Source organism: Candidatus Eisenbacteria bacterium, from assembly GCA_016235265.1.
In the GTDB taxonomy this organism is placed as follows: Bacteria; Eisenbacteria; RBG-16-71-46; order RBG-16-71-46; family JACRLI01; genus JACRLI01.
This window is the reverse complement of the sequence record JACRLI010000015.1, coordinates 481,643-493,811: the sequence shown is the minus strand read 5'-3', so window position 1 is coordinate 493,811 and position 12,169 is coordinate 481,643. Positions and strand designations below refer to the sequence as shown.

The 12,169-nt window shown below is 68.0% G+C and carries 6 protein-coding genes; all 6 read left to right on the top strand.

The genetic code is table 11. From position 1 onward, the window contains the following. Positions 1–110 precede the first annotated feature (110 nt). The 6 genes from HZB25_10210 to HZB25_10185 all read left to right on the top strand — a co-directional run bounded on the left by HZB25_10210 (position 111) and on the right by HZB25_10185 (position 11,671). Entirely contained in the window at positions 111–1,391 is a 1,281-nt protein-coding gene (locus tag HZB25_10210; GenBank protein MBI5837608.1) for a GWxTD domain-containing protein, read from the top strand. Positions 1,392–1,486: 95 nt separating this feature from the next. Further along, positions 1,487–2,275, top strand: coding sequence for a C40 family peptidase (locus HZB25_10205; protein ID MBI5837607.1), 789 nt, complete (start codon positions 1,487–1,489; stop codon positions 2,273–2,275). Positions 2,276–2,621: 346 nt separating this feature from the next. Next, positions 2,622–5,399, top strand: coding sequence for a TonB-dependent receptor (locus tag HZB25_10200; GenBank protein ID MBI5837606.1), 2,778 nt, complete (start codon positions 2,622–2,624; stop codon positions 5,397–5,399). A gap of 120 nt (positions 5,400–5,519) precedes the next feature. Then, positions 5,520–8,483 (top strand): hypothetical protein, encoded by a 2,964-nt coding sequence (locus HZB25_10195; GenBank protein ID MBI5837605.1) that lies wholly within the window; start codon positions 5,520–5,522, stop codon positions 8,481–8,483. A 49-nt stretch (positions 8,484–8,532) separates the two neighbouring features. Further along, the gene (locus tag HZB25_10190; GenBank protein MBI5837604.1) at positions 8,533–9,570 is read left to right on the top strand and encodes a PorV/PorQ family protein; all 1,038 of its coding nucleotides are present in this window, start codon (positions 8,533–8,535) and stop codon (positions 9,568–9,570) included. Between the two features lie 739 nt (positions 9,571–10,309). Beyond that, positions 10,310–11,671 carry a D-alanyl-D-alanine carboxypeptidase gene (locus tag HZB25_10185; protein MBI5837603.1) on the top strand — a complete coding sequence of 454 codons (1,362 nt, stop codon included), beginning with the start codon at positions 10,310–10,312 and terminating at the stop codon, positions 11,669–11,671. Positions 11,672–12,169 lie beyond the last annotated feature (498 nt).

The following is a 12,169-nucleotide window of genomic DNA, read 5'->3' as shown; positions in this document are numbered from 1 at the left end:
CGGGATCGTGGCCGGCTCGAAGGCCGAGCGGGAATGTCCGCCGCGGATTCGGTCGGCCGGGCGCGCTTTCGGCGCGCCATCCGGCGCGCCGGTGTGCTAGCCTCGACGGGATGCGACGCTCTCTGACCCTGCTGTGGCTCCTCGCGCTCCCGATTGCGATCCCGCCCTCCGCGGCCCGGGCGCAGATGCCGGCCATGGACCGCCGGCCCGCGTTTACCACCAGCTGTGCCAGCTTCCGCGACACCTCGGGCGCCCCGCTGGTGGAGGTGGCCCTGGAGATCGGCGCCTCGGAGCTCTCGTTCATTCGGGAGGGCGGAGGCTTCCGCGCAGAGGTGGACATCGCCGTCAGCCTGTACGACTCGCGCGACGAGCTGCGCGGAGGCGACGTGTGGCGCCGCGCGGTCTCCTTGGACCACTATGGCCAGCTGAACCGCCGGGAGCCGGTGATACGGGAGCGGCGTCGCTTCCCGGTTCCGCCCGGCCGCTACCGCGTGCGCGTGGAGGTGCGCGACCTCAACGCCGACGCCTCCAATGCCACCGAGTTGGAGACCACCGTGGAAGGCCCGGGCCCGAGATCGGGCGGGCGCGGGCCCTCGCTGCGGCTGGGCGACATCCAGCTGGGCGCCCTGGCGGATTCCCTGGGCCCGCCGCGGCGCGATTCGATCCGTCCCTCGGTCTCCCTGGTGTTCGGCAACCCTCTGCCGCGGCTGGCCTGCTTTGGCGAAGCCTACGTGCAGGGCCCCGGTCCGGACACCGTGGAGCTGCGCCTGCGCATCTTTGACGAGAGCGGCGCCGAGCTGGCCGACGCCCCCGGAGTGGCGCGCGTGAAGGACGGCGTTGCGGCCTACCTGCTGCGCCCCCCCGTGGATCGCCTGGGAGTGGGTGGCTACCTTCTGGAGGTCCAGGCACGCTGGGGCGGGGAAAAGGAGCGCCGCCAGTTGCGCTTCGAGATGGACGAGACCCGGATCGTGTTCGACGAACACTTCTCCGAGGTCATCGAGATGCTGGCTCTGGTGGCGCGAAGCGACGAGCTGGACTCTCTGCGGGACTGCCCCGCCCCCGAGCGCCAGGCGCGGTGGAACCGCTTCTGGGACCGCCACAATCCAGACCCGGGCGGCAAGGGCAACCCCGCGGAGCGGGAGTTCTTCCGCCGCGTGCGGTACGCCACCCAGCACTTCTCCGGGAAGGGGCTGGGGCCGGGCTGGCGCACCGACATGGGCAGGATCTACATCAAGTACGGCCCGCCCGACCAGATGGAGCAGCGCCCACGCACCGCCACCGAGTCGGCCGTGGAGATCTGGTACTACAACGAGCCCACCCGCATGACTTTCTTCTTCGTGGATCGCACCGGCTTCGGCCGCTTCGAGCTGGTCGACCAGCGGGGCGGATGATGCCCGCCCGGGGTGGCCGTCTCCCCGCACGCCCTGCGCGCCCGGCGGCCCGGCGGCTCCCCGCCGCGCCGGGACACGCGCTGGTGGACGTGGCCATGGCACCCATCCACCGCGAGGCCGACCCCTGCTCGGAACGCGTCAGCGATGCCGCCCTGGGCACTCCCGTGCGCCTGCTGTCCACCGGCCCCGACTGGTGCCGGCTCCGGACCCCCGACGGCTACGAGGGATATGCGCGCACCCCCGGCCTGCGGCCCTGTGCGGCGGCGCGCGCGCGGGCCTTCGCGGGCGGGATGGTGGTCCAGGCGGTCAGCTCCGAGTTACGCTTCGCGGTCCCGGGAAGGCCGGGGCTGCACCTGCCCGCGGGGGCGCGCGTGGTCCGCGTGCGCACCGCGGCGCGGCGCACCCTGGTGGAGCTGCCCGACGGATCGCGGGGTCATCTGCCCTCCGGGGCGCTGGCCCGGCCGGGGCGCTTCTCGCGCCGCTCCCTTGTTGAGAATGCGCTGCGTTTCACGGGCGTGCCCTACGTGTGGGGCGGGCGAACCGGGTGGGGGCTGGACTGCTCAGGTCTCGTCCAGCTTGCCGCGGAATTGGCCGGCACGGCGCTGCCCCGCGACGCGCGGGACCAGGTGCGCCGCGGAAGCGCCGTGGGTTTGAGCCGCGCGCAGGCGCTCAGGGCGGGAGATCTGCTTTTCTTCGGCAAGAGCGATTCGAGTATCACTCACGTTGCGATATATCTCGGTGCGGCGAAATACGTTCATGCCTTCGGCCAGGTGCGCGTGAATTCCCTGCGCCCCCAGGACGTCGACTACCTGGATGAACTCCCCGGGTACTTCCGGTGCGCCCGACGTCTTCCCGAAAGTCCCTCCGGCGGCGCCGCCCGCTAACTCCTCTTGACAAGTTCGCGGTTGGCTCACACCATGCTATGCCAGTAATGTTTCGCGGCGCGTGAGCGCCGGTGTACCCATATGTGAACAGGAGGTACGTTCGGGAAGACTTCCTTCGAACGCAAGATAAGCAGTCTCCGGGTTGAAATGGAATTCGACTTGAGGAGTAGGCTTCATCCCGCCGCTTTCCGCGAGGGGCGGGACCGGTTCTTCTGCCGCGGTGGACCGAGTAGCCTGGAAAGGAGTTCAACCGATGGAACGAGCCAGCGGACTCAAAGGCGCCTTGCTTGCCTTGATGGGCGTCTTTTTTGTTGCCGCGCCGCTATGGGCTGGGACGACGGGCAAGATGGAGGGCGTCGTCACCGACGCCAAGACCGGCAAGCCCGTCCCCTTCGCCAATGTCACCATTCCTGCCCTGCAGCGGGGAGCCCAGTCGGATGAGCGGGGGGCCTACTTCCTCCTCAACATCCCCGCGGGGCGATACACGGTGAAGATCGGCATCATCGGCTACGAGGGTGTTTCCCGTCCCGATGTCACGATCGTGCCCGACTTCTCCACCCAGCTGAACGCACAGCTCAACCCCACCACCGCCACCACCCTGAAGGAATCGATCGTCACCGGGGAGCGGCCGCTGATCCAGCGGGACGCCACCGGCTCGACGCGCGTGATCACCGGCGAGGAGATCCAGGCCATGCCCACGCGCGGCTACCGCGACGCGGTGGCCCAGCAGGCAGGCGTGGTGACCCAGGGCCGGTACGCCAACGACATCGAGGCCTCCAACGCGCCGTCGCTGTACCTGCGCGGCGGCCGCTCCAACTCGGTGGCCTACTTCGTGGATGGCTTCTCCACCCAGGACCCGCTGACCGGCAGCTCCACCACCGCCATCAACCAGAACGCGGTGCTCGAGGTGGCCACCATCGTGGGCGGTTTCAACGCCGAGTATGGCCGCGTGTCCTCCGGCATCGTGAACGTGATCACCAAGGAGGGCGGCAAGAGCTTCGCGGGCAACGTGGAGTTCCTGACCGACTACGGCACCAACAAGTGGACCGGGGCCCGCAGCTACGGCAACCTGGTGTACAACGGGCAGTTCTCCGGCCCGGTGATCCCGGGCAGCGAGAAGCTGACGTTCTTCCTGGCGGCCGAGGTGCGCAACAACCGCGACCGCGCGCCGCGCCCGAACATGGTCTCGCCGGACGGCGAGGTGCTGCACGCGGGCATCCTGCCCAACAACTTCCTGACCGGCTGGACCTGGCAGGGCAAGCTGGCCTGGCGTCCGGACGCGATGACCAACGTGAAGGTCTCGGTCCTGGGAAGTCGCGACGACTGGCGGCGCTACCAGAATGAATACCGCTTCAACACCGCGCACATGCCGAGGTATCACGACTTCAACAACACCGCCTCGATCACGCTCAACCGCACGCTGAACACCACCAGCTACCTCACGGCGGCGATCTCGACCAGCGGCAACGAGCGCATCCGCGGCGACGGCGTGTACTTCAACGACGTGCTTCGCTACAGCGAAGGGCTGCGCGGAAACACCTCCAACCCGCTGTTCGCGTACAACGACGACTTCTTCGCCGCGGGTCACGTGGACGACGATTTCTTCCACCGCAAGGGCACCTACGTGGAGGGCAAGCTGGACTACACCAACCAGCTCACCCGCCACCACACGCTGAAGGTGGGTGGCGACGTCCAGCGCCACTCGCTGCGCTACTACCGCCACCTGTACCCCACCGTGATGGGCCGGCTGGACTACCAGAACGACGACGTCGTGTACTACGGGTTCGACCCGTTCGGCCGCGAGACCGACGACGAGTACCTGGATGACCTGCGCGATTCGCTGGGCGTGCTGGTGAAGGCCAGCAACAACAAGATCGACAACCGGGACAACCTGGCCAAGCACCCGCTGCTGGCCGCGGTGTACCTGCAGGACAAGGTGGAGTACGAGGGGCTGATCGCCAACCTGGGGATCCGCTGGGACTACCTGGCGCCCCGCACCAAGCGGCTGGCCGACCCGGCCCACCCGCTGGACTCGCTGGTGGTCGACGGCCAGGGCAACGAGACCTGGATCCCGACCGGCAACGCCGTGCTCGTGGACGCCAAGGCCTCCACCAAGTTCAGCCCCCGGCTGGGCGTGAGCTTCCCGGTGTCCGACAAGACGGACTTCCGGTTCAACTACGGCCTGTTCTACCAGCTGCCGAACCTCCAGGACCTGTACACCAACTACCGCTACCTCACCTACAAGGTGAACACCGGCGGGTACTTCTACCCGTTCGGCAACCCCAACCTGGAGCCCGAGCGCACCACCCAGATGGAGGTGGGCGTGGCGCAGCAGCTGGGCAAGGCCAGCGCCCTGGACGTGGCGCTGTGGTACAAGGACATCCAGGGGATGGAGCAGGTGAAGCAGCAGGCCGCCGCGCCCAACTCCTATTCCTCGTACCGCAACACCGACTTCGGAACCCTGCGGGGAATCGACGTGGGCTACACGTTGCGGCGCTCGGAGAAGGTGTCCGGCAGCTTCAATTACACGATCGCGTGGGCGCGCGGCACCGGGTCGAACCCGCAGTCGCAGCGCAACATCGCCTGGCAGGGCACCGAGGAGCCCAAGGTGGTGGCGGCGCTGGACTTCGACGTGCGGCACAAGATGACCGCCAACATCGACTTCCACACCGACGAGTCGCGGGAGGGCGCGGGATACCGCAACCTGTGGGCCGACGCGGGCGTGAACCTGCTGTTCAACGCCCAGAGCGGCACCCCGTACACGCCGGTGAAGATCTACGACGAAGTGACGCAGCTCTCCGTCGCCAACAACGTGGTCGGGGACCTGAACTCGCGCTACAAGCCCTGGAACGTGACGCTGGACCTCAAGGCGCACAAGACCGTGAAGCTGCGCCAGGGGATGAGCCTCGAGCTTCAGCTCTACGTGTACAACCTGCTGAACCGGTACAACCCGAACAGCGTGTACCTGGGGACCGGCGATCCCTACGTCACCGGGTTCCTGAACCTGGAATCGGGCCAGCAGCTGGGCCCGGACGACCGCAAGATCTACGAGATCGCGCAGCGGAACCCGCTCAACTTCGACAACCCCAGGATGGTCCGCTTCGGCGCGGTGCTGGGCTTCTAGGCCAGCCGCGACGGAACCGGTTGGAGCGTAGACGCGCCGGTCCCCCGGGATCCTGAAGGGATCCAGGAGACCGGCCTCGAGCAGGGCGACACGACGTCGCAGTCATCGAAGGAGAGAGCCATGAACCGAGGAAGGTTCGGAGCGGGGTGGGCCGCGGCGATGGCCGCCGCTTTCCTGCTTTCGGCCCCGGCGCATGCCATCATCGACAACACGCAGCGGATCGACGCGAACAGCATCAGCTGCTTCGTGACCAACCACAACTCGTACGCCTACGACCTCATCCACGGCGTGTCGGGCCTGGAGTGGCCCAAGGGCAGCGGCAAGACCGCCGTGTACGCGGCGGGGCTGTGGGTCGGTGCGAAGATCGGCACCTCCGAGACGCCGGTCATCAAGGTGGGCGAGTACTCCACGCAGTGGGGCCCGGGCCCGATGGTGAACGACACGTCGGCCACCGACAACGCCACCTTCAAGACCTACAAGATCAGCCGGGGTGACACCCGGGAGAGCAACCCGGACTACCTGAACTGGCCCTCCAGCCTGGGGGCGCCGCTGGACTCGCTGGGCAACCCGGCGGTGCTGGGAGACCAGACGCTGTGGTCGGTGTTCAACGACCGCTCGCGCCTGTCGGCCACCAACCGCGCCGGCACCGCGGGAATCGGGGACTCGTCCTCGCTGGGCCTGGAGATCCAGCAGACGGTGTTCGCGTTCTCGCGCAAGGGATCGCTCAACAACGTGATCTTCATCAAGTGGAAGCTCATCAACAAGGGCGGCAACCAGCTTCGCGACGCCTACGTCTCGATGTGGTCCGACCCCGACCTGGGTGACGCCAACGACGACGTGGTGGGCTGCGACACCTCGCTCTCCGTCGGGTTCTGCTACAACGGCAGCAACAACGACGCGAACTACGGGGTCGGGCCGCCCGCGGTGGGCTACGACTTCTTCCAGGGCCCGCTGGACAAGACCACCGGGAACCGGCTGCCGATGACTTCCTTCAATCACTACGTCAACGGCACCGATCCGCAGAACCCGCAGCAGACCTACAACTACATGCAGGGCCTCACGCGGGACGGGCTGGACCTGATCGATCCCACCACCGGTCTGCCGACCAAGTTCGACGTGAGCGGCGACCCGGTGGCGGGGACCGGCTTCCTGGACAGCGACCCGGCGGACCGCCGCCTGATGTTGAGCAGCGGCCCGTTCAACATGGCCCCGGGCGACACGCAGGAGGTCGTCGGCGGCGTGGTCATCGGGCGCGGGGGCAGCTACAAGTCGAGCATCACCGTGATGAAGCTGATCGACCTGGATGCCCAGCTCGCCTTCGACGCCAACTTCGACCTGGCCAGCCCGCCACCCGCGCCCATCGTGGCGGTGCGCTCGCTGGCCAACGCCATTGACGTCTTCTGGAAGCCCAACTCCGTGGGCGACTACCAGAAGAAGGTCTACCGCGACAAGAACACCGGCGAGACCGTGACCAAGGAGTACTACTTCGAGGGCTTCAACGTGTGGCAGGGTCCCACCCCCGCCGGTCCGTGGACGAAGCTCGCGACCTTCGACCTGGGCGACACGGTGCAGTACATCTACAACGAGCAGTTCAACGTCGCCGCCAACGGCCTGCAGCGCGAGTTGCTGCAGAACGGCAGCAACACCGGGCTGCGGTTCCACTACACGACCACGACCGACGGCATCACCGGCACGCGGATCGTGAACAACAAGCCCTACTACTTCTCGGTCACCGCCTACAACTACGAGGCGAATTACGCCAAGAAGTACGTGGACGAGAAGCTGAACAAGTTGCAGGGCTACATCACGGAGACCCTGGAGAACGACGCCTCGAACCAGGCCGTGACGTTCGTGCCCGCCTCCGACACGCGCATCTGGAGCGTGGTGGCCGATCACGACTCGGGCGAATGCGAAGCCCGGGTGGACGTGGACTTCTTCCACCCCGACAGCGCCACCGGCCACGAGTACGCGGTGCGCTTCTTTATCGATGAGGAGAGCGGGGGCCTGCTGTGGCGGGTCAAGGACCTCAACACCGGCACGGTGGTCGTGGACAGCCAGTCCGACTTTGTCGGCACGCTCCACGACGACCGGGCGCTGTCCAACTTCGAGGTGCGCGTCACCTCGCCGACCTACCCGATCAAGAGCGCGACCTACTCGCCCGACGGCACCAACCCGTACGTGGACGCCGGCAACGGCGGTCCGATGCTGGGCGGTGCGCTGGACATCGCCGCGAACTTCTTCGGGACCACCCTGGGTTCCAGCGACCTGGTTCCGGTGGAGCTCCGGTTCGACCCGGGCCACGGCCAGAAGGGTTACTGCTACCTGCGTGGCGGCACCCCGAACTACGGCTTCCTGGGCACCGGCGACCTGCCGTTCACCGCCTGGGACGTCTCGGTGACGCCGGCGCGACAGATCAACGTGGCCTTCGTGCAGAACGCGGTCGAGGGCGACGACTACTCGAACTACTCGCCGCCGCGCTGGGACCCGCCGGCAGCGGCCCCGCTGGGCGGCCGGCAGTACCTGTTCATCCTGAAGTCCAGCTACAAGGAGACGCCCGACCCGGTGTACACCAACGACGTCCTGAACAACGGCGACATCGACATGATGTTCGCGTTCTGGATGAAGCCGGAGGTGGCGGGGGTCGGACCGGCGCAGGGCGACGTGATCGCCATTGACGTGTTCAAGGTGCCCACCGAGCGCGACGAGTTCCGGTTCCGCTACCTGGGACCGGCCGACGCCCCGGGCTCGGTGGTCAACAACGACATGACCAAGATCCGCGTGGTGCCGAACCCGTACTACACGCATTCGGCCTACGAAAGGGACCAGTTCAACCGGCAGGTCAAGTTCACGCACCTGCCCAACAAGAAAGTCACGATCCGGATCTTCAACCTCGCGGGCGACCTGGTCCGCACGCTGGTCCGCGACGACATCACGCAGGCGGAGATGACCTGGGACCTGCTGAACGAGAACCGGCTCCCGGTGGCGAGCGGCGTGTACATCTATCACGTCGACGCGCCCGGGGTCGGGACCACGGTGGGCCGGATGGCCGTCTTCCTCGAGCGCGAGAAGATCAACTTCTTCTAGGCGCGGGCGGCGTACAAGGACTTCAAGGACGACAGGAGGCACTGAGTCCATGAATCGCAAGGGAGTTCTCGCGGCGGTCGCCCTGCTTGCGCTTGCCGGAACCGCGTGGGCGGGGAGTGAGAACCGCATCGGCACGGCCGGCGCCCCGGAATTGCGCATCCCGGTGGGGACGCGCACCTGGGCGCTGGCGGGCGCGGCCATCGCCGACGTCCAGGGCGCCGAGGCGGCGTTCTGGAACCCGGCGGGCATCGTGCTCTCGGAGCGCAACGAGGCGTACGTCTCGCACATGAAGTACATCGCGGACATGAAGCTGAACTTCATGTCCGTGCTCTACCGGACCGATGAGAACGGCACCCTGGCCATCTCGGCCAAGGTGCTGGACATCGGCGGCATCATCGTCACCAACGAGGAGAACCCGGAGGGGACGGGGCAGGTCACATCGCCCACGTTCACCGTGCTGGGATTCTCGTACGCGCGGCGCTTCACCGACCGCGTGAGCTTCGGCGGGACCGTCTCGGTCATCAACGAGTCGGTGCTGCAGGAGCGGGCCAACGGCCTGGCGTTCGACCTCGGATTCCAGTACGCGCTGAACTGGCACGGAGTGCGCCTCGCGGCGGTGCTCAAGAACTGGGGCCCCCAGATGCGCTACGACGGCCCCGACCTCGAGACGTTCTTCATCCCGCCCGGCGGCCGGCCGGACGCGACGGGCCGCAGCTACCGCAGCGTCTCGGGCGACTTCGAGATGCCGGCGCAGGTGCAGATCGCCGCGACCGGGAACGTGTTCGCGCGCGAGGGGCAGCGGCTGAGCCTGTCGGGCGCGTTCGTGGGCAACAACTTCTACAAGGACGAGTACCGCTTCGGGGCGGAGTACGCCTACCGCAACACGCTGTTCCTGCGTGGCGGCTGGACGTACTCGGACGCCAAGACGGCGGGCTCCAGCGACAACAGCTACCTGTACGGGTTCACCGGCGGCGCGGGACTGTCCTGGCCGATGGGCGACAACCGCGTCGACATCGGGTACGCGTTCACGCAGGTCCGGAACTACTTCAGCCAGAACCACACATTCAGCGTCCGGTACCTGTTCTAGCGTTCGTTCGGACGTTCTCGTGGACCGGGCACGTCCACGGAGCCCGTCGGGCCGGTCGTCCGTCGGGAGCCAGGAGAGGGAGGGGCGAGCGCCCCTCCCTCTCGCTTGTACGCCCAGCATGGGCACTGACTTGGGGGTGGAAGTCCCCCGGGGACTTGGTCACAGGGACCCAAGGGAACCGCAAGGGCATGACCGTGAGGGAGTGTCTGAAGGAAGCGGGAAACGAAACCGCGGGCCGACGAACAGAAACCGGATAGCAGGCGGTGCCGATCAGGGCGAGCGGGCAAGTGACCGCGAAGCTCTCGTGACCAAAGGTCGGTGGCGTAGATCCGGCGGTCGTGCGGGGAAGGCCAGTGCTCTTATCTGGGGAGATCTCGCCTCATGCCTGAAAGGGCGACGTGGCGACACGGAGCGAGAAGTCAGCCGAGGCCATAGTAGTGGGTGACCACGAAGGGCCGAACGGAAGCGAGGGCAGGAACGAGGATCACGAAGGGGCCATGCCCCAGATGTCTGCTCAGCAGAGCTCGTACGCGCGGGTAGGGTGAATCCCGAGAGGCGCGCACAGCGTGGGAAGCCCTGACGACGTTTCTCGATTGCTGGTGCCCAGGCGGGCCATTATGGCACGCCGTCAAGCTTCTGAACCGCCGGATGCGGACCCGCATGTCCGGTGGTGTGGGAGGGGGATGGCGGGGAAACCCGCCACCCCCTATCCCGATTGTCAGGACCCTGGAGGCGCCGCATGACCCGCGCACGGATCGCACCGGCACCTGCGGCCGGCCTTGCGATGGCTGCCCTCGTGGCCGCCGTCGTGGCTGTCCTCATGCCCGCCCCCGCAGACGCACGCAACCCGCGCAAGGAACTGCGCAAGGTGTGGGAGGCGGGCTCCGCCGGTGGAGGGAACTGGGCGGTGGTGGTCCGCCCGCTGGGCGAAACGGATGACGACGCCGCGTTCGAGGCGGAGGCCACGCTGCGCCTGCTGCCCGCCTCCACGGCGAAACTGTTCACGGCGTGGACGGCGGCGCACGTCCTGCCGCAGGACACCACCTTTGCAACCGGCTGGGTGTGCGACTGCCAGCGTCGGGCCGGGTCCGCATCCCTGGACGGGATCTTCGCGCTCTTCGGTGGGGGGGCTCCCGGCCTGTTCTCCCGCGCCCGCGGCGACTCGCTGGATCCCGACCCGGCTCCGGGGGTGTCGGCGCTGGATTCGCTGGCTCGCATGGTGCGCGACTGGGGCGTGGACTCCCTGGTGGGCGAGATCAGGGTGGAGAACTCACTCTACCGGGCCGATTCGCTCGGCGCCGGGTGGCAGTGGGACGACCTCGACGAGTGGTATGCCGCACCGGTCACCGCACTGGCGCTGGACGACAACACCGAGGAAAGGCAGGCAGGCCAGAGGGCGGCCGTCCACTCGCCCGGGTCGTACGCGGTGGCGCGCTTCCGGGAGGCGCTGGGCAGGGCTGGAGTGGCATTCCGGGAAGTTCGCGGCGGGGCCCGGCCGGGGTGCGATGCCCCCAAGAGCGACACCGCGCGGTTCGGAGAACTGCGCTGGCCGCCGCTTCGAAACGTCTACCACCCGATGCTCGCCCGCAGCCAGAACCTGCGCGCGGAGATGCTGCTGCGCGACCTGGGGGAGGCGCGGCGACGGTCGGCGTCCGCAAGGTCGGGCCTGGATGTCGTCGGCAACGCCCTCGCCGCGATCGGCCTGGGGGTTCCTGCGGATGTCCGGCTGGTGGACGGCTCCGGCCTCTCGAGGCTCAATCTCGCTACCGCCGACGCCCTGGCCCGCGTCCTCACCGACGCCTGGACCCGCGCCCGCGACGGCGAGCAAGGAATGCAGGCGCTGCTGGACGGTCTCGCCCGCCCCGGCCAGCGCGGCACACTGATCCGCCGCTTCACCGCCGACCCCTGGAGCGCGCTGCCCGCGGGCTGGCTGCGCGCCAAGACCGGGAGCATGGACGGCGTGGACGCCCTGGCCGCCATCGTCCAGCCCGATTCCGAACGCGCCTACGTTGTGATCAGCCTCCGCAATCGCTTCCCTGAAACGCACAGCGATGCCCGTGAATGGGAGGAACGCCTGATCCGGGTGCTGGTGGAGGAGTGAGGGGCTACCCGCAAGGGGAGTCTCCCGGCTCTCCGAGAGGGACAGATTCCGAATCTCGCGGGGGAAGAGATTCCGCCGATGCCGCCACGTTTCGAGCCTCTTCGCGCCGGCAACCCGGGTGGCGGAGGGCCAGCCTGACCTCCCGGGCATGACCGCCTGCGGGGGGCGGCTGCGCCCCGCGCGCACCACGCTGGCTCTGTGCGCTCACCCGCCTGCTCTCCATGAATCCGGGTCCGAAGACCCGCTCCGCCTCCAGTTGATTGTGCGCGCGGCACCGTAGCCTCACGTTCTCGACCGTGGACTCTCCGCCGCGGGCCGCCGGCTCTGCGTGGTCAAACTCCAGGAGTTCCCGCGCCGAGCAACGCCTGCCCTTCGCGCTCACGAAAGCACACCGCCCGCCGTCGCGCTCCCACACCACACGCCGCACGTGCGCGGGAATCGAGCGGGATGCCGGGCTCGTCCGGAGGAGCGGCGGCCGCCTGCGCGCGCGCGTGCCGC

Excerpts from the sequence above, each read along its gene's own strand:
- HZB25_10185 (MBI5837603.1), top strand. The coding sequence starts at position 10,310 with ATGACCCGCGCACGGATCGCACCGGCACCTGCGGCCGGCCTTGCGATG.
- HZB25_10205 (MBI5837607.1), top strand. The coding sequence starts at position 1,487 with ATGGCACCCATCCACCGCGAGGCCGACCCCTGCTCGGAACGCGTCAGC.
- HZB25_10200 (MBI5837606.1), top strand. The coding sequence starts at position 2,622 with ATGGAGGGCGTCGTCACCGACGCCAAGACCGGCAAGCCCGTCCCCTTC.
- HZB25_10195 (MBI5837605.1), top strand. The coding sequence starts at position 5,520 with ATGAACCGAGGAAGGTTCGGAGCGGGGTGGGCCGCGGCGATGGCCGCC.
- HZB25_10190 (MBI5837604.1), top strand. The coding sequence starts at position 8,533 with ATGAATCGCAAGGGAGTTCTCGCGGCGGTCGCCCTGCTTGCGCTTGCC.
- HZB25_10210 (MBI5837608.1), top strand. The coding sequence starts at position 111 with ATGCGACGCTCTCTGACCCTGCTGTGGCTCCTCGCGCTCCCGATTGCG.